The sequence below is a fragment of the Sphingobacterium sp. CZ-UAM genome, from assembly GCF_002000245.1.
In the GTDB taxonomy this organism is placed as follows: Bacteria; Bacteroidota; Bacteroidia; order Sphingobacteriales; family Sphingobacteriaceae; genus Sphingobacterium.
Map to the genome: position 1 here is coordinate 43,239 of NZ_MTCM01000003.1, position 20,209 is coordinate 63,447.

Consider the following 20,209-nt stretch of genomic DNA (forward strand, 5'->3'; position numbering starts at 1 on the left):
TTGTTATCATATATTTCATCTCCCTTTGCATAACCTGTGCTAAGCACACTATTTTAGGCATACAATTTACGATCATTTACTATAACTCGGGTACACTTTGTATTTCTTGTTGGTCGAGTGCTATTGTGAAAGCCGTCCGACCTCCCCCCGACTTTTATTATTTATATACCGCATATTATCATCAATTAGATTAACCACTTTACGCAGTGATTCTGCTGAACGGAGTCCATCTGCCGGTGTATTCAGGCAATAATCCAATAATTTCGCTATAGAAGAAACCGCAACATGTGTCCGCGTATCGCTAGACGCATAATAAATGTACACCGTTCCATCCGGATCCATGATCCAGCCATTGGAAAAAAGCACATTGGATACATCGCCCACCCTTTCCTCTCCTTCTGGCGCCATGAGATAGCCCGCAGGTTCCGCGATTAATTCACTTGGATCCGCTAGGCTCGTGAGATAAAGATATAACACATAGCGTAAACCCGCTGCAGTCCCCCTGACACCATGTGCAAGATGCAACCAACCTTTTTCCGTCTTTAGTGGTGCCGGTCCCTCCCCATTTTTAAGTTCCTTGATGGTATGATAAAAACGTTTATTAATAATCTTTTCCTCCCGGATAACAGCTTTAGTGATATCCTCCACTAGCGCCCATCCGATGCCGCCACCACTTTTTGCCAAAATAAAATCGTCCTGCGGGCGTGTATAGAATGCATATTTGCCCTGCACAAACTCAGGGTGAAGTACCACATTCCGTTGTTGGCTAGTTGCTTTTAAATTAGGCAGGCGCTCCCATTGTATCAGATCTTTGGACCGGATGATCCCCGCGGAAGCTACCGCACTGGAGAGATCTCCCGGGGCAGCATCTGAGGCACGACGTTCACTGCAGAAAATCCCATAAACCCAACCATCTTCATGTGTTGTAAGCCGCAGATCGTAGACATTGGTTTCATCAGCTTCCGAATCTGGAAGTAAGACAGGATGATCCCAAAAACGAAAATGGTCAATACCATTGTCACTTTCGGCAATTGCAAAAAAAGATTTTCGGTCTACCCCCTCCACACGAACGAATAGCAGATACTTTCCTTTCCAATACAAAGCTCCGGCATTCATCGTCGAATTGAAGGCAATCCGCTCCAAAAAATGAGGATTTGTCAAAGGGTTGAAATCGTAGCGCCAGGTCAGCGGAATATGTTCTTTGGTGACGACAGGATTAAAATAACGCGTAACGATTTTACCGGCACTGGATAATCCAACATTTGTTTTTTCGATTAATAAACGCTGTGTTTCAATAATGTAAGCTTGCTGGCATTTAAAGGATTCGGACATAAAATTACGTAAGTTCAAAAAATAGTTTATTATAGATTCGCTGGATAAAGTGGAATACGTGTCACCCGGTGAAAAGCAGTGCCGCTACTAGTTGCTATTTCAAGTTCAAACAGCACTTCTTTTGTTTTTGGATCAATTTCCATCACACGGCCTCCGGTCCCTATGCTCGTTTTCACACCCATACCAGGGAAAAATAGCACATTGCCCGTTTGCGACAGGTATTGAACCCCTGATAAAGCCTGAGAAAATGCACTTCCTCCCCTTTCTTTTCCATATGACCAAAGCTGTTGGACTGTTTTTTTGGTCCTATCAATTTTATATTCTACAACACGGCTATAATTGTTTGCACCTGATCCAAAATTGGGTATCCAGCTTCGATTATAACCATTATCGAAGACCAGGATACGATCTTCGGAAAGCGCTACTGGCGTATGCGGTCCCCAAGGCCAATCAAATCCTGCGCTGCTTGCATCACCATTGATGACAGCCGGATCAGTAATCGCTGTACCATCTTCGGCGACGGGTTTCAACAACAACGACTGGTAATTGGCTCCCCAGAATTTATGCGGTGAAATCATCCATTGGGCTTGGCCAGCGCGGTTAAAACGTACAATTCCCTGATAACGTAATGTCGCCAATAGGTCATCACCTATTTCGGCAATGGAATTGTTGTGTGCCCAGTTATTTGCTGTCTGAGAAAATGCAGGCGGTGTAATACCATCAGGTTTTACGTAACGGGCAGTATCCAGCTGTTTGGCCAGGTCCCACTCATTGACCAAGGCCCCTGTTTGGGGATTCAGTTCAATGATAAAGTCATTGATACGAGGCTCACCATTAACCAGACGTGCGGCTGTTTTTGTGACTGTTATTAAAAAATTGCCGTTGGCAGCCTCTGTAATTTCGTGATGAAATCCGAATCCCAGTTTAGCGAGATCCCATTCCCGCTTGAGATTACCGAACATATCAATTTCCACTACCCTTTGCTGCGCCTGATCACCTGCAATGAATGTTCCATTTTTGGTTCGTTTAAGACCAATAGAATAAGAGAGACGTTTCAAATCAGGCGATGATTTAAACTGTAGAAGCCAGCGCAATTCCCCTTCTTGATCAACCATATAAGGAAGAGAAACATCCGCTTCGCTTCTTCCGGGATAATGCACCAGATTGACTCCCGGCTCCATTTTACCAGTTTGGGCTTTTACTATTTTCCATCTTGGAAAGTCCTGTACATTCAATGCTGCAGTCTGGATATGTAGGGTCGTTTTCCCTCTTTCATTGCCTTCCCGATCGGTAAAAATCAGATCGACAACGTTATTATAATCGGCATACAAACCCAATATGGGAATACGCTGACGTTGCGTTTCGCTTGTACAGAGATGGCTGATCGTACCTTGTTTACCTTGTTTACCGTGCACTATTACCTTCACACGACCATATGTTGGTAATCCGACATCCACTGATGCCGCCAAGGGATTGTATCCCGAAGGATTGATTTTAATGTTCTCAACGATATAATCAAGCGATGTACCTTTCGTTGGAATTGCCAATTTGGAACCATCACTAAATGTAAGTTCAGTTCGCCAGCGGGCTAGTTCAGCGTCTATTTTTGAAATGTTCTGCAGTGGGACATTTACACTTCCTTTTTCAAAATTGAAGATATACTCATCCGTTTTCTTTGTGACTTCTAGCAGCAATTCGCCCCCCTCTACCTTTGCATTCAAGGATTGTTTGGCAGGTAATTCTACTGGCGTTTCTCGATCTTTCTTACAAGAAACAAACAGCAACAGAAAGGTTGCTCCATATAAGAACAAATCTGCAAAAGTACTTCCTATTTTTCTCGTTGCTATCATACATTTATTTTGTTAAAATGGCGCTTTTTCTAATATTCCAGTAGCAGGAATTCTGCTACTGGATAAAAATTTAGGTTTATGTGTGCAGTACTGTACTATCATTTACTGCTGTTTGAGGAATAAAATTGTTTAATTACCGCTTTTTATACTGCAAAAAATACCCAGCGGCTTGTCAGCTGAAAATTGAATACCATAAAAATCTGAATTGCCTGTTCTCTTTTCCCCCAATTGAGGAATCCAATATTCATATTCAAACATGCCCGCCCCATAAACTGAAATACTATAGGTGCCCTCCGGAATATTTTCGTATAAAATATTAGACCAGGGTGCGGAAGGAAAACTCAAATTAATGACATCATTACCGCGCCACAACTGCACACCTGCTGTTAAGGTGTACGCGGTATTATTGTTCAGGCGAAGCGTCGCACCAGCAACAATTTTAACGGTGCCTTGAGTGGCCAAGTTCTTTTCAACAGTTTGTTTACCTGGTTGCACATTTTTGTCCTTATCGGAAGTAGAGTTTGCATAGGCCGAGCTAACTGCTGCACAAATTAAAAGTGGAATTGATTTTAAAAAATTCATAATTTACTATTTTTAAAATTATAATTGAGTTTATCATTAAAATTTCTCACCAAGTAAATTGGATAGCTTACAGCTTGTAACCATAAACAAAGCTGTAAGCTATTCCTGATTTATCTCCACAACGGATGCTGCTGAATTTTTGTGTTGGTATTTATCTCGCTCTCTGGCAAAGGCAAATAATAATGTTTTGGTTGAAACTCTGCGGCACCCTGTTTTTTGTTATCTACAAAGATCTTTTTCATATCGGCATAGGCATACCAACGTTTTAGATCGAAAAACCGATGCCCCTCAAAGAAAAATTCCAATTCATTTTGCCTGATTACCTCTTTCATCAATTCATCTGCATTGGCCCAAGTTTTATTTGCCAAACCTGCGCGATCGCGAACGCGTTTTAAACTAGCGGCAGCTCCAGCAGTATTTCCATTTCGAGCACAGGCCTCTGCATGCAACAACAATACCTCAGCAAAACGCAGCAAACGAAAGTTATTGTTTGTATTTGCAGCATCATACATGCTGTTACCCCCAGATACATTTCTAAAGAAATTGGTATATTTCTTAATCAGGAAACGTCCTTCCTTATTATCAATTTTCGGATATACCAAGCCGGGATTTGCTGAAATCTTTGCCATGGATTCCGACCACAACTTATCAAAAGAAAGATTTCCGAACCAGGCTCCATCCGTAAGACCAGTTTCATAATCCGAATATTTCCAGTAGAAACTGGTGTACATCCGCTTATCAAAGCGTGTGTCTGATCCTTTCGGGCGCTCTTCTGCTATAAAATCACGAACGACAGAAATACCAGGTACCAATTTAAACCAGGCTCCCGTGCCAGCAGGTCCTGCAAAATTGGGGATAATAAAGCCCTGACGACTATTCGGGTTTTCTGATCCCCAGATACCATCTGAACCATATTTACCGTCGTATACCAACTCCCAAACTGACTCCTTATTGAGCTTTGTGTTATCTTTGAAATTATCTTCAAAATTTTCAACTAGATCATAGTTATATGGAGCAGTTAATAGCGCTTTCAACTCGGTTTCGGCTTCTCCATATTGTTTGGTATAAACCAATGCCTTTCCTAAAAAGGCAATCGCTGCCCCCTTCGTTACTCGACCTGCTTCTGCAGTGGGACGGGTCACCGGCAAGTTTTCCTTGGCAGCCTTAAAATCTAGAATCACTTGCTTCCATACGTCAGCCTCAGGGCTTGATGGCTTGTTTTCAGGGTCAACATCTGCCGGAACCAGTAATAGCGGTACATCCCCATAATTGGAGGCAAGCAAAAAGTAATAAACACCACGCAAGAAAGTAGCCTCTGAAATCAATTGCTTTCTCTTTGTTTCATCCATCGCAACTTTACCAATATTATACAAAAGCACATTGGCTCGGTTAATTCCATTGTACAAACTTCCGAAATCGCTTCCTCCAGTTCCTGGAGAATTTAGAAATGTAGCGTATTCCCAAGTAAACCTTTCCTCCCCTGCCAGAAACCAAACATCATCCGCACGATTCATCGTCTGCCACCCTGTATAGGCCCCATAATATCCTTCCATCTGTCCTCGGATAGGGGAATAAACTGTCGCCATAGCCGCCTGTACTTCGCTTTCATTCGACCAAAAAATCTCCGCTACTGGCTTATTGGGATTAATATGATTGAGAAAATCTTTACTACAGCTTCCCATTAATAAAAGAAGCGCAGCGGCCGCTGTATATTTTTTAATTGAAATCTTCATTTTTGTCATTTTAAATTTTAATCGTAAAACTTCTGGCAATCCATTAGAAATTAGCCTGTAAACCAAACATTATTGTTCGTGCCAGCGGGTACCGACCATGATCTGTACCTGCCGTCATTACCCCAGTTTGACCGACACCATTATCATTGTTGCTCGGGCCCAAATCAGGACTATATCCTTTGTATTTCGTTACGGTAAACAGATTATCTGCTGCTAGATAAATACGCGCATTTCTTAAAGTCACCTTGTCTAACCAAGCATTTGGCAGCGTATACCCCAGTTCTATCGTTTTCAAACGGAAGAAAGCTCCACTTTCCAACCAACGGTCGCTTACCCTACGAACGTTGCCATTGGGATCCTCACGCGTATACCGTGGAATATCGGTATTCGTATTCGTTGGGCTCCACGAATTCAAAAGACTGGTCGAGTAGTTATGCACCTCACTTGTGCTCTCTATCCTTGCACGTGTATAATTATAGATCTTATTACCATACATGCCATCAAAGAAGAAAGCAAAATCAACACCTTTATAATCCAGACCACCTCGAATACCATAAGCTAACGAAGGATAAGGACTACCCATGTATTGACGATCATTGTTGTCGATCTTTCCATCGCCATTGTAGTCGATAAACTTAATATCTCCAGCTTTGGCGGTAGGTTGGATCACTGTGCCGTTCTCCGATTTATAGGCCTGTACCTCAGCATCTGACTGGAACAATCCATCGGTTTGGATCAACCAGAAGCCTCCAATTGGGTAGCCGACTTTAGCCCAGCTGATTACTCCTTCGCCTTGTGGATTATAACCTTCAAATTCTTGTTTATTTCCAACCGTAATAGCTTTCATTTTATTTTTAACGGCAGAAGCATTGATTCCGATATTATAATTTACTTCCCCGATTGCGTCACGGTAGCTCGCGAGAAACTCAAATCCTTTGTTACTGATCGTACCAGCATTCATCACCGGTGATCCTGATTTTCCAGCAGAAGGAGGTTGGTTAATTGATAAAAGGATATTTTTCGTATTTCGGACATAATAATCTGCACTGATTCTTAGCTTGCTTTGCAGAAAAGCCAGATCAATACCGACATTGCTCGTCTCGGTTTCTTCCCAAGTTAGATTAGATGGCGAAACCCAGCTTGTCCCAGGGATTGCTCCTTGCCACCATACCCCACCTTGGATATAGTTGATTCCATATCGTGTAACATTTTGCGTTGTGTAGTTAGCAATCTCCTGATTACCCAGGCGGCCATAAGTTGCACGAATCTTAAATTCATTGACTGTATTTTTTGCCTTTTCAAAGAAACCTTCATTCATTACGTTCCATCCTAACGCTACCGATGGAAAAACGCCATATTGGTGTCCATTATCAAACTTAGAAGATCCATCTCGACGGACTGTTGCCGTAAATAGATAACGATTATCATAAGTATACATCACACGCCCAAATTGCGATATCATGGATGCTTCCTGCAAACTTCCTGAAGTCGATTGCTCTGCCGGCGATGCCGCATCAATTGCATCTGTTCCAGTTGGAATATCAAGTCTCTTGGCGCCAAACCCTCTGTTCGAATTTTCCTGCGCTGAATATCCAGCCAAAACAGATAGTGTATGCTTGTCAAATGTACGATCATAGTGCAAAGTATTTTCAATCAACCACTGGTTATTGAAGAAAGCACTCTCATTCAATGATGACTGTAAGACAGCAGTACCATCGGGACGTCTGTCAGCTTTATTATAATTCCTTCCAGTGGTCCGATTAATACCAACGTTTAATCGGTATTTCAACCCTTTAACAAAAAGATCTGCTTCTGCATATCCATTGAGCATTATATCCGTCTGATAGACATGATTCGTATACAGATTTAAATTACCGACAGGATTATCCAGATTTTTCATCCAAGGAGCATATGTGGAATATCCCCCAACTACATTCGCATCATAAACCGGTAACAATGGATTTTGACGCAAAATATCTGTAATCACTAAGTTGGCATATTGGCGGTCACCCGATTTAACTAAAAAGGTATTTCCAACACGAAGATGATCATTGAAAAAGTTAAATGTATTTTTGCTGCGTACATTGAAAGATTCATAACCCGTTGTTTTCAGAATACCTTTTTGATTCAAATATCCTCCCGAAACACTATAAGTAGATCGCTCTCCCCCACCGGCAATGTCCAAATTGACCTTATTCACTGGTGCAGTCTGAAAAACCTCATCCTGCCAATCGGTATTTGCGTTAAAGTCTTTCGCCTGCGCAGGCAGATAGCCTTTTTCATCCACAAATTTTTTCCATTGTGGCCCATCCATTAAGCTCATTTTTTTTGGAAGACTCTGCACGCCTGTATACGCATTTAAACCCAAGGTTGCTGCTGTCCCCCTCTTGCCACCTTTTGTCGTAATAATAACAACACCATTGGCCGCCCGAGATCCATATATCGCAGCAGCTGAAGCATCTTTCAAAACTTCCAGCGAAGCAATATCGTTGGGATCTACCGTATTAATATCACCAAATACGCCATCAATGACATACAATGGGTTAGTGCTTCCCATGGAACCGATACCCCGTATATTAATGTTCATTCCGGCGCCCGGAGAGCCACCCGCATTTGAAACACTTACCCCAGCCACACGGCCTTGCAAGGCACCTGCTGTACTCTTCGCTAAATTAGACTGTAGATCTTTACCTGTAACAGAAGCGACAGCGCCTGTCAAATCACTTTTTTTCACTGTACCATATCCGATAACAACAACTTCATCCAAGTCGGTTCCTGATTGAAGTACAATACTATAAGTCGATGCATCATTGACAAGGATCTCCTGTTCCTTCATCCCTACATAGGTAATTTTTAAGGTTTTTCCTTTCTCAACATCAAGCGTAAACGAACCATCCGCATCGGTTTTTGTTCCCCCGGTACCGCCTTTGATGTTTACGGTGGCTCCTGCCACTGGCTTATTATCTGCATCAAGAACTTTTCCCCTTACTTTTTGGGATTGTTGCGCCCAAGCAAATGTGCCATAAGCCGAAAGTAAAAGCAGTAAAGCTGTTTTTCTCATATTTTGTGTATTTAAGGTTTACAATAAATAGATAGATTGTATATAATATGTCTATACTTAATTGGGTATACTATTATTGGTCTATAGGACGAAATTAGAGAAAAGGAAAAGCCAAGAATAGCAAGATCAGGTCATTTGTATTGCACTTTTACTTCATATTTCGGCTAAATAAGCTTCAACAGAACAAACGCAAACGATTGCGCGATCTAAAAAACAAAAGATAATAATGAAAATATGCGACGATCTTGAGATAATAACAACAAATTGAAAAACAATACTTTACAAAAACAGCAACAGCAATTCATTGAACTCTGCATTCATATTTATTGAATTATTCCACAGTTTCAAGCAATTCCATGCACTCTTTTGTCAGACCGCAACATCCCCATCCATCAAATGGGTCAATAGCTGTTTGGCCAATACTATCTTACTTATGTGTAAAGGAATATACAATGGCGGAGCATTGGGGTAGGGTGCAATTGGATCACTAAATAATCATCTGCTGCTTCCGCAGACTATTTCTGTATTCAATTGGTGTTATCCCTTTTTTCTTCTTGAATACACGATAGAAATAGGAAACACTATTAAAACCACATTGTTCAACGATATCAGCGATTGGGGTCTCCTCCTTTAGCAGCCTGACAGCCATATTGATCCGAAAATCAAGCAAGTAATCCGTAAAGTTCAATGTTGTCGTTGATTTTAAAAAGCGGGAGAAAGTCGATTTGCTCATGTTCATCATCGCGGCCACCATAGGTAGACTTAATTCTTTGTTGATATTCGCAACGACATATTCCTGTAAACGCCCCATCAGCAGCTCGCTATTGCTCAAGATCGAATTTGTCGCTGTAGAAAGTACACGGATATCCTCCCCTTTTGACAATTCATAAAGCAGGACGAGGAGCTTCATAACCGAATAAAACCCATCGCGTTCCAAGGTCAATATGCGAAGCAAGGGGAGCACACGGTCTACCGTATCTTTTCCGAATACAACGCCCCGCGATGCCTTTGACAAAAGCTGTTGTATGCTGGCAAATTGTTTTTTGTCCAGATATTGGTCAATAAGGGATGGATGAAACTGTATCGTGATTTCATGGATATCATTGGACAGGCATTCACCATCTTTCCAGGCATGCTCCAGCTCGGGGCTTGCTATGAGTACCAGATCCTGCTCACCGATCGTCTCTACAGAATTACCAATAATACGCTGTGCTCCAGATGCGCCTTCGACATAATTGAGCTCATATTCAGGATGGATATGTACGGGAAAAGTGAAAGAAGACTTCCGTCTGTCAAAGACCACAAAGCAATCATCAGAGGACAACGGTGACTTTTCGCGAAATATATCAGGTCTCATAATCAGATTTTTTCTCCCTTTGGTAAATTACCCAAACTTAACTAAAATTATACGCATAATCAATCCCCCTTCTTGTCGATACACATTTCCACACAATAACAATAGTCTAATTTACACTGCTGTCCCTGCTCCCCATGTTGATCATCTTCCTCCCCCAATTATAAATGCGTTACACCCCAGTTAAAAAAGCCAAGAAGTATCGACAGGACTCTATTTTGCCAATAGCGATCAGTCAAAAAAATAGGCTGCTTTTAGGCAGCCCATTTTTTTTCGGAAAGTGTCCATTTATCGGGATTCTTATTTTGTATTAAGGTGCCCATGAACTCACAGTATCTTGCTTAATAAGCAGAAGAACTTTAAAGCAATCGCCCCTGACAGTTGTCGTTTGCGAAAGCACCCAAGCCTAATATTTAAATACGATAATTAGTTCTTCAAGTATTTTTCCAGGAATTGATCCTGCTCCCATAGCAGGTGAAAGATATTTTCCTTGGCAACATAACCATGGGCTTCACGTGGTAAAATGACCATACGCACGGGTGCTCCTAAGTTCTTTAAAGCTTGAAAATAACGTTCTGTCTGTAAGGTAAAAGTTCCGGGATTATTGTCTGCCCCGCCGTGTACAAGCAACAATGGTGTCTTCATCCGATCTGCACTGACAAATGGAGACATGGTCATATACAGTTTTGGATCATCCCAAAAATTCCGTTGTTCACTTTGAAAGCCAAATGGCGTCAAGGTACGGTTGTAAGCTCCTGAACGCGCGATTCCGGCAGCAAAAAGCTTTGAGTTGGAAAGCAGATGCGCAGTCATAAAAGCGCCATAGGAATGTCCACCTACAGCAACCTTTTTACGGTCAATATAGCCTAGTTTATCCACAGCATTGATTGCTGCTTCGGCATTGGCTACCAACTGTTCAATAAAGTTGTCATTCGGTTCCTTCTTTCCTTCACCTACGATCGGGAAGGCAGCATTATCCAGTACCGCATATCCTTTTGATACCCAATAAATAAATGAACCATAACTCGGGAAGGTAAATTCCTTAGGATTCGCCGTACTTTGGCCAGCAGTATTTTTGTCTTTATATTCCCTCGGATAAGCCCACATCAACAAGGGCAATTTTTCTTTTTTTGTCATATCATAGCCTGCTGGCAGATATAGCGTGCCCGAAAGTTCGACTCCATCCTTACGTTTATAATTTAGGATTTCTTTATGAACTTTCTCAAGTGATTTAAACGGATTCTCTAATGCAGTCAAGGCAAACTGTTTACCCGATTTCATATTTTTCAGGTAATAATTCGGATACACCGACGCCGATTGAAGTGAGACCAACAATTCGCCCGTCTTGGGGTTTATAATCTCACTGATCCGTTCCTGCAGTTCAGATGCAGCTGCGGTATACAGCCGTTTTTTCCTTAGTGTTTGCAGGTCTAATTCTTCGACAAAAGGGAATTCGCCTTCTTTGGTAAAGCCCTTGCCTACAAATAGCACTTTGTCTTTATCGATATACATGCTGTAGTTTCCGAGTGCATTTTTGTGTTGATACACTGTACCCGGATCGTTATAGATATCCTGGCTGTTCCGATCATGCAACAACTTAGACTCGCCTGTAGAAGGATTGACAACAAAAGTCTTGGCATTGCGCGTATCGTACCATTGCGAATAGACCAGCGCGTATTTGTCGTTACCCCATACTACCCCAGCATACCGATCCTTCGTTTTGAAGATCAATTTTCCATTTCCCGTATAAGGGTAATCCAATGTATAGAGCGCATCACGAAATTCCGCTGGTTTGTTGGCATCACCTCCATCCAGGGCTTCAACGTAAGCTAAAGTGGCCGGCTGATCGTCGCGCCATTGTAAGGATCTTCTGCCGGGACGTGTGGAAGAAAAACCTTTGGGCATAACCTCTGTCAAAGGCACCTCATTAACCAGGGCAACCTCCTTACCAGCTAGATCATAGATCCGCGTCTGTTGGGGAAAACGTGAAGCGGGTACCACATACGAATAAGGTTTTGCAATTGTTGTTATCATTACGTAGGTCCCATTTGGAGAAAAAGATACCCCTGTATAGATCCCCTTATCTTTGAAATTGGAAATTGTACCTTCCAGATCCACAAACTGTAGATTGGACTGCACTAATGTTTCAAAATTCTGTTCGTCCTGTGGATTTTTCAATAGATCCTGATAGGTTCTTAACTGGGATACTTTTCCATCACTTGTTGATACCACTGGCCCTGTAGGCAGGTCTCTTGACGGATCCAATAAGGCTTTTTTCTCTTTTGGCAATGCCATGATCAGTAAACGCTTTGAATTACCCAACCATTGAAAAGGGACATCCAACGTCGCATTTAAATTGTAAGTGGTTAACTGCTTTACTGTCTTTGTTGCCAAATCCAGCACAAACAAAGCCGTTCCCATATCGTTTGTATTGGTAAATGCCAGCAGGCTATTGTCGGGGGAGAACGCAAAATTGGACAAAGCAGGCTTTTGAGGCATTCCTACGAAGTCTTTATCTTCGGTCTGCTGTCCGATTTTTTTCAAACCGATCTTGTTGTAAAAGACGGTCGAACTTTCCATATTGGTCCTTGGATTGATCCTTAATCCTGCCAATTTCATTTCTTCTTGCCCCAGTTCCTCCAAGTTCTTATAAGTCGAACGATAGGTGAATAACATCCACTTGTTATCGCTGGAAATCTTAATTTGGGGCGGCCGGACAAAATCAGCCAGGGCCAAAATTTCGGAACTCGGTTTTTGGAACGTGATATTCTCCTGTGCCTGCGTCTTCAACGACAATAACAACAGGAGAGCATAGCATAGCTTCTTCATAAATTTATTTTGCAAATTAGGGCATTAAAAGGTAATAAATTTATGAAAAAAAACCAAGTTTTGTAGCCGTTTTATGACAGTAAAATTAAACTTAGATTGTTTCGTAAAAAACAGGTAAAATTTGTTTATTTAAAGTTATCCACATTCATACATTACTATATATGAACAACTTAAGAGTGTTAACTAGCAGTAAACGCATCCTATGACAAACTTTTGCCCAAAATGTGGAAAAGTCAAACTAGCGCTTCGCAAGAAAATATATGATATTTGTTAAGCTAATGAAAGAATTGGCAATTCAACGAAGTAACGACCTTTCTTTTTCTATGAAGATCGGATTAAAAAAATAAACATACACACATGGCAAGAATTATCAAATTTGAGAAAAACGATTGTGCTCCTTGTGCACAAGTATCGGCTTATTTGGATCAAAAAGGTATCCAATATGAAACGGTTAATCCTTTTGATGAACCTGACTTGGCCGCAAAATTCAAAATCCGTACGGTACCAACAGTGATCGTATTGGAAGATGAAGAAATTCAACACCGTATCATTGGCTTTAAACCAGAAGAATTGGCTGCCATTGCACTTTAATAAATCGAGGGTATCATTAAAACAGACACAATAACATGATACACATTTATTACGATTCCAGAACGGGTAACGTACAGCGTTTTATGGATAAAGTCGCACAGATTACTGGCTGGCAGATCCATAAAATCAGCGCTGACCTTCAGGTAAATCAGCCTGGCCATTTGGTCACATTTACCACAAATTTTGGACAGGTGCCCGAAAACACAAAAGAATTCATGAAACGAGAAGCTAAAAATATTTATTCCGTCACCTCCAGTGGCAACCGCAACTGGGGACCAAATTTCGGTTTGGCTGCTGATCGTATTTCACAGGATTTCGACATTCCACTGGCGTTCAAATTTGAACTGTCCGGAACAATGGAAGACATAAACCAATTTATTGACATCTTAAAGAACTTTTGCGATGGTAGCAAACGAAGTAGCAAAAAACTGGATATTGCTTAATAATGAAATCATGATTAAGCATGATGACGAGTTCAGCTTACATAAAGATAAAGAAGCTGTTCGCGCATATTTCCTGGAATATGTAAATAAGAACACCGTGTTCTTTTATACATTGAAAGAAAAAATAGACTATTTGGTAGAGAACAACTATTATATTGATTTTTATCAATGGTTTACATTTGAAGAAATGGAAGAGGTATTCAATTATGTGTATGCCAAAAAATTTCGTTTCGAATCCTTTATGGCGGCCTTTAAATTTTTCCAGAGCTATGCACTTCGCGATGATTCCGGTGAAAAATTCTTAGAGCGTTATGAAGACCGCGTTGTTGCGGTATCCCTATTCTTAGCACGCGAAGAAGGGGTAAAAAAAGCGATTGAATATGCGGAGATCATGATCAACCAAGAGTACCAACCTGCGACACCAACATTTTTGAATGCGGGTAAAAAACGTTCGGGGGAATTGGTATCCTGTTTCTTGGATGAAATTGGTGACAACCTGAACGGGATCGGTTATGCGGTTGATTCAGCGATGAAATTATCGTCTATCGGTGGCGGCGTTTCATTCAATATCTCCAAAATCCGCGCTCGTGGCGAGGCGATCAAAGGTGTTGAGGGCCGTGCAGGTGGTGTCCTTCCGATCATGAAAATCATGGAAGATACCTTCTCTTATGCGAACCAATTGGGACAACGTCCCGGTGCAGGAGCAGTATACTTAAATATCTTCCACTCGGATATTGAAGAGTTCCTTGATTGTAAAAAAATCAATGTGGACGAAAAAGTACGTATCAAATCTCTTTCAATCGGTATCATCGTTCCGGACAAGTTCATGGAACTGGCAGAGAAAGATGAGCCTTGCTATTTGATCTACCCACATACGGTGATGCAAGAGTATGGACAGTTCTTGGATGAGATGGATATGGACAAGATGTACGATGAGTTGATCACCAATCCAAATGTCAAAAAGAAAAAAATCAACGCACGTCACCTGTTGGTTAAGATCGCACAGACACAAAAAGAATCAGGCTACCCTTATATCTTCTTCAAAGAAAACACCAACCGTGTACATGCTTTGAATGAAATTGGTCAGGTGAAATTCTCCAATCTATGTACTGAGATCATGCAGGTATCACAAGTATCCGATATCGAGATCTATGGCAAACAAGATACAATCCGTTACGGGATTTCCTGTAACCTTGGTTCGTTAAATATCGCTACGGTGATGGACAACAAACGCATCAAAGAAACGGTAAAAACAGCAATGCGTGCTTTAACTGTGGTCACTGACGTAACCAATATCGATATGGTACCATCGATTGCAAAAGCCAACCGCGAATTGCACTCTGTAGGACTTGGTGCAATGAACCTACATGGCTACCTTGCAAAAAGCTTTATCATGTACGAATCTAATGAGGCCTTGGATTTTGCCAATACCTTCTTCATGATGATGAATTACTATTCGTTGGAAGCATCTATGGAAATTGCCAAAGAACGTGGTAAAACATTTGTTGGATTTGAGAAATCAGCTTACGCAGATGGCACTTATTTCAATAGCTATGTCAACCGTGATTATCTTCCAAAAACAGCGAAAGTCCAAGAATTATTCGAAGGCATACATATTCCAACTGTTGAAGATTGGTTAGAATTAAAAGCAAAAATCAAAGAACATGGTATCTATCATGCCTACCGTTTGGCGATTGCTCCAAATCAATCGACTTCCTATATCATGAATGCAACAGCATCAGTAATGCCAATCGTGGATATTATTGAAGTGCGTGAATATGGTGATAGTACGACTTACTACCCAATGCCATATTTGACAAACGACAACTATTTCTATTTCAAATCGGCCTATGACATGGATCAGTTTAAAGTATTGAAATTGATTTCGGTTATTCAACGTCATATCGATCAAGGGGTATCTACAATCTTGCATACCAACTCGAAAGATTCCACAAGAGATTTGTCTAGATATTATATCTATGCACATAAATTGGGATTAAAATCCCTTTATTACACACGGACAAGAAAATCGACCATCGACGAATGTGTCTCTTGTTCAGCCTAATCGTAAGATTTTAGAATTTATTTGGATATATAATGTGAATAGGTCAAAAGTTGCCAAGTTATCGGCAACTTTTGGCTTAATCAAACATCAGAAGTTCAAATACATGAAATAAATGCCTAATACTTTAAAATAACAATGAGTAAAACATATAAAGCTGTCAATTGGAATACCCCCGAGAACGATTATGTATTGATGTTCTGGGAGCAAAACATTCGTCAATTCTGGATTGACACCGAATACATTCCATCAAAAGATATCGATAGTTGGAAACGTATCAGCCCAGAAATGAAAGATGCCTATAAAAAAGCATTAGGCGGTTTGACCCTGTTAGATACCTTGCAGAGTCATACGGGTATGCCAAAAATCATCGACCATATAGATACATTGCAAAATAAAGCCGTATTGTCCTATATGTGTATGATGGAAGCCATTCACGCAAAATCCTATTCCACTATTTTCACAACGGTTTCAACGACAGCTGAAATCAATGATATCTTTGAATGGGTTCAACAAAACAAATACTTACAATACAAAGCACAGATGATCGATGGTTACTACCGTGCTATCGACAAGGAAGATGCTTCTGATGAGGAGATCTACATGGCAATGGCTGCTTCCGTATTGTTGGAATCCTTCCTGTTCTACTCCGGATTCTTCCTACCCTTGTGGTTGTGTGGCCAGGGTGAAATGGTAGCTTCTGCCGATATCATCAAGAAAATTATCGCCGATGAATCCATTCACGGTGTATTCGTAGGATTGATGGCACAGGATCAATTCAAAAAATTAAAGAATCAGGATCAGGTAAAAGCACGTTTCTTAGCGTTACTCTATAACTTGTATGAAAACGAGTTGAAATATACCGAGGAGATCTACACTGAAGTAGGTTTGACTGCTGAGGTGAAAGAATACGTTCGTTATAATGCCAACAAAGCATTAATGAACCTAGGCTTTGATCCTATCTTCGAAGTAAAACAAGTCAACCCAATAGTATTGAATGGCTTGAATACAGAAACGACACAACACGACTTCTTCTCCAAGAAATCAACAAACTACGAAAAAGCGACAGAGATTGTCCATCTAAAAGATGATGACTTTAAAATGGATGTTATTGTTGATATATAACGATTGTCAATAGATCCAATAAAAAATCCCCAAGAACTAAAGCTTCTGGGGATTTTTTTATTTCTGAATAGTCCGTTTCCATTGACACCTATCTTTTACAAAGATATTAATGAGCTTGCTACGCCCGGTTTACTGACCAGAAGAATATTCAGTTGATTTCATAGCTATTGGGGTTTGCAAAAACAAGAAGGTTTAATGGACATCTATTATACTATCGCTGAAAAGCTTTAATTGCCTGCCCGCGCCATGCTGAATCAAGTGGGGCACCCAGCAGCCAGGTTAATGTCGGAGCGATATCATAAATCATGACTGTTCCTTTAATCTCTTTTCCCTTTGGCACACCTGGTCCGGTCATCACCCAGGGAACCTCCACTTCTGCTAACGATTTACCGCCATGGCCTTTACCTGTCCCACCATGATCCGCAGTAACAACAAAGATCGTTTCATCAGCGATACCGGCATCTTTAACCGCTTGTTGTAACGTTCCGATCCGTCGGTCAACATTTTTTAGTTCGGCATAGTATTCCGGCGTATTATGCCCAATATTATGGCCGACACCATCAGGTTGATCAAAATGCACAAAAGTAACTGTAGGTTTCTCCTTTTTGATGATATCTACGGTTGTATTTAATGCAGCTTCGTCATCATCCTGGGTATTAATGATTTTCTGAACCACCTTATTATCTATCAAATATCCTATTCCAGGCCAGCTATGTATCACCGCAAATTGGGCTTTAGGGTTTTTCTGAGCGACCGCATTAAACAAAGAAGGAAACATCCCGTTTTCAGTTTTAGCCGTTGAGGGAATTTCAGGAGTCTTGCTATCCCATTCCGTATAGCCATGTGTCGTAGGCCCTGCTCCCATCAGCATGGATGCCCAGTTTACAGCACTCGAAGAAGGCAAAACAGTCCGCACATGTGTGCTATAAGTTCCGTCCTGCATCATCTTTTTGAGATTTGGCATTTCGGCTTTAGGTAATGCATAAGCACCGAAACCATCGAATCCCACTAAAACGACATGTTTGATTTTTTTGCTTTGTGCCACCAGACTATAGGTAGATAGGCCTATCAGGAGGAATGACAGTAATAGATTTTTAATTTTCATAATTGTTGAGTTTTCAAAGACTTGATACATCAAAAATAAAAACTTTATTCTATCTATTATGTTAAGTAAACATTATTTAATATATCTCACCAATATGTTACATGCATCGAAAAAGCTATGTTGCTAACAGGCATCTCGGCTTAGGTAAACAGCTAAACATTTCTACAAAGACACATGATCACTGCAACGACTTAAATTAAATAAATATATTTCAGTTGGAAGTTGATTGTTGGTCTCTCGAAATTTAGGGTGAATATATTGGAGTACCTGAGCAGCACGATGCAGAAAATTATTTTTCTGTGCAACAACTGTTCTCAAGCAAATAAAATGCGGAAGCAAAGTCATAAAATTCTACTCATTCTTTGTTGTTTTATTCTTTTGTAACTCCACATAATCATAATAAGTTCACATATCAACTTCGATAGTCAATAGCTGATGCGTTAATTCATTATTTGTTTCATCGACTTCTATAAAAAATACGAGAGCTCGTAGCTCCCGTATTTTTCAGGATTAATAACCGGGATTTTGTTTTAAATTTGGATTGATTGCCAGTTGATCCATAGGAACTGCATAGAGTTCTTTGTTTTTATCATTAGTGGCTTTATGATCCCACCAAGTTGCGGTAATGTATTTACCAAAACGGATCAGATCGGTCCTCCTTTTCCCTTCAAAAATAAATTCCCGGCCGCGTTCGGCCAACAACTCATTCAGAGTCAATGTAGAAGTTGTATATTTATTCGCATTCCAGTCCGCATCTTTGAAAGCCCGTTTACGGGATGCATTGATAAGGTCTACAGCTTCCTGTGTCGCTGTTCCGCCATTTTTCCGCATGAGTGCCTCTGCCTTATCAAAATAAATTTCTGTTAGACGATAAATGATATAATCATTTTCCCAGTAATTCGGATCATCCAGGGTACCGGATTTATATTTATTGAAACGCGCGCCTGAATTTTCCTCACCTTTCGTCATTCCACCTTCTGAAGTTTTATCCCCTTCACTTTCCCTCCGAATAGAATTCACAAACACTAAAGGCTTACCCGAGTATTCTTCTGTTCCTAAAACGGGAATAGTTGTTCCAAACTTGTACTGAGGTCCAAAAAGAAACCACTCTTTCTTCCGCAAGTCATTGTTAGCATAAGCATCAAACGCTGTTGGGATCACCACGAATGCATTCCATCCACCGTAGCCTACCTTGAGAACCTCTTTCATATAGTCATAACTCATATAAAAACCTGCCCAATCAAATGTAAAGCCTGCTTGCCGGCTATACTGAAATTGGAATAATGACTCGGGGTTTTCAGAATTTGTATTACTAAATAAGGAATTTAGGTCAGAAGCTAATTTAGGAGCTCCTCCTATTCCTCCTGCTTCCCCGGAGATTATCTTATTACATACAGAAATACATTGGTCATACATGGCCTTTCCCGACCATTTTTCCGCATTCAGATAAAGCTCAGCCAGCATCGCATAACCTGCGGCCATCGAAACTTGGCCGATATTTTCAGCGGAAGTTTTAGGTAATTTTGGTACATTTTCTTCCAATTCCTTTTGAATAAATGCAAAGACTTCAGCACGTGGTTTTGTTTCCGGATTTAATGGATCCGCTACTTTTGTAGCAATCGGAACATTTCCCCAAAGATCCATAATCTTGATATAATGAAAAGCTCGCATCACCTTTAACTGCGTAATAATTTGAGCCCGTTCTTCTTCTTTTAGATCAGGGATTTGTGTAATATCCAATTTTTCTATATCCTGAATGGCATTATTCACATAACCAACTCCACCCCACATCAACTCCCAAGCTCCACGCATCCGCCCCTCATTACTTGTCCAGGTGTGATAATGCTGTCTGATATGATCACCACCATCGTATCCATGTCGGCCTTTTTGCGGCCAAGCGACCTGATCTGCACTTAATTCTGAATGGTAGTAAAAACCATTTCCTCCTGTAGGGGCCAACCAGGCTTGCATATGCGTAAATGGACGCAATGCGGCCTGCATTACCTCTCGTTTATTCTTATAAAAATTTTCATTTTTGATTCGGCTATATACATTCTCATCAAGTTTGGTACATGATGAAATTGTTCCTCCTAGCATCAAGGACGACAATGCATAGCATATATATTTATTAGCTCTTTTCAT

Annotated in this window: 13 protein-coding genes; 4 read left to right on the top strand and 9 right to left on the bottom strand. The window is 40.8% G+C overall.

All coding sequences use genetic code 11. The annotated features are described in order from the left end of the window. Positions 1 to 120: 120 nt before the first annotated feature. From BWD42_RS14115 to BWD42_RS14145, 7 genes are all read right to left on the bottom strand, one after another. Positions 121 to 1,332, bottom strand: a complete 1,212-nt coding sequence (locus tag BWD42_RS14115) for a glycosidase (protein ID WP_077437053.1) — start codon at positions 1,330 to 1,332, stop codon at positions 121 to 123. Between the two features lie 29 nt (positions 1,333 to 1,361). Next, a complete protein-coding gene (locus BWD42_RS14120; RefSeq protein WP_077437054.1) occupies positions 1,362 to 3,182 on the bottom strand; it encodes an aryl-sulfate sulfotransferase in 1,821 nt (606 codons plus the stop codon). Positions 3,183 to 3,311: 129 nt separating this feature from the next. Next, positions 3,312 to 3,764 carry a hypothetical protein gene (locus tag BWD42_RS14125; protein WP_077437055.1) on the bottom strand — a complete coding sequence of 151 codons (453 nt, stop codon included), beginning with the start codon at positions 3,762 to 3,764 and terminating at the stop codon, positions 3,312 to 3,314. Between the two features lie 110 nt (positions 3,765 to 3,874). Next, positions 3,875 to 5,497 carry a RagB/SusD family nutrient uptake outer membrane protein gene (locus tag BWD42_RS14130; RefSeq protein WP_077437362.1) on the bottom strand — a complete coding sequence of 541 codons (1,623 nt, stop codon included), beginning with the start codon at positions 5,495 to 5,497 and terminating at the stop codon, positions 3,875 to 3,877. A 43-nt stretch (positions 5,498 to 5,540) separates the two neighbouring features. After that, positions 5,541 to 8,558 (bottom strand): SusC/RagA family TonB-linked outer membrane protein, encoded by a 3,018-nt coding sequence (locus BWD42_RS14135; RefSeq protein ID WP_077437056.1) that lies wholly within the window; start codon positions 8,556 to 8,558, stop codon positions 5,541 to 5,543. A 487-nt stretch (positions 8,559 to 9,045) separates the two neighbouring features. Continuing rightward, positions 9,046 to 9,915, bottom strand: coding sequence for an AraC family transcriptional regulator (locus BWD42_RS14140; protein WP_077437057.1), 870 nt, complete (start codon positions 9,913 to 9,915; stop codon positions 9,046 to 9,048). Positions 9,916 to 10,338: 423 nt separating this feature from the next. After that, positions 10,339 to 12,741, bottom strand: a complete 2,403-nt coding sequence (locus BWD42_RS14145) for a prolyl oligopeptidase family serine peptidase (protein ID WP_077437058.1) — start codon at positions 12,739 to 12,741, stop codon at positions 10,339 to 10,341. A gap of 357 nt (positions 12,742 to 13,098) precedes the next feature. Here BWD42_RS14145 and BWD42_RS14150 point away from each other — a divergent pair, with 357 nt between their 5' ends. From BWD42_RS14150 to nrdF, 4 genes are all read left to right on the top strand, one after another. Next, entirely contained in the window at positions 13,099 to 13,332 is a 234-nt protein-coding gene (locus tag BWD42_RS14150) for a thioredoxin family protein (RefSeq protein WP_077437059.1), read from the top strand. 35 nt (positions 13,333 to 13,367) lie between these two features. Continuing rightward, positions 13,368 to 13,775 carry a class Ib ribonucleoside-diphosphate reductase assembly flavoprotein NrdI gene (gene nrdI, locus BWD42_RS14155; protein WP_077437060.1) on the top strand — a complete coding sequence of 136 codons (408 nt, stop codon included), beginning with the start codon at positions 13,368 to 13,370 and terminating at the stop codon, positions 13,773 to 13,775. Beyond that, positions 13,735 to 15,840 carry a class 1b ribonucleoside-diphosphate reductase subunit alpha gene (nrdE, locus tag BWD42_RS14160; protein WP_077437061.1) on the top strand — a complete coding sequence of 702 codons (2,106 nt, stop codon included), beginning with the start codon at positions 13,735 to 13,737 and terminating at the stop codon, positions 15,838 to 15,840. Before nrdI ends, nrdE begins: the two co-directional genes overlap by 41 nt. Before the next feature lie 135 nt (positions 15,841 to 15,975). Continuing rightward, positions 15,976 to 16,962: a class 1b ribonucleoside-diphosphate reductase subunit beta gene (gene nrdF, locus BWD42_RS14165; RefSeq protein ID WP_077437062.1), complete on the top strand. Its 987-nt coding sequence runs from the start codon at positions 15,976 to 15,978 to the stop codon at positions 16,960 to 16,962. Positions 16,963 to 17,173: 211 nt separating this feature from the next. Here nrdF and BWD42_RS14170 read toward each other — a convergent pair whose 3' ends face one another. Both BWD42_RS14170 and BWD42_RS14175 read right to left on the bottom strand, forming a co-directional pair. After that, positions 17,174 to 18,067 carry an alkaline phosphatase gene (locus BWD42_RS14170; RefSeq protein WP_077437363.1) on the bottom strand — a complete coding sequence of 298 codons (894 nt, stop codon included), beginning with the start codon at positions 18,065 to 18,067 and terminating at the stop codon, positions 17,174 to 17,176. A gap of 510 nt (positions 18,068 to 18,577) precedes the next feature. Next, complete coding sequence (locus tag BWD42_RS14175) at positions 18,578 to 20,209, bottom strand: RagB/SusD family nutrient uptake outer membrane protein (protein WP_077437063.1); 1,632 nt, start codon at positions 20,207 to 20,209, stop codon at positions 18,578 to 18,580.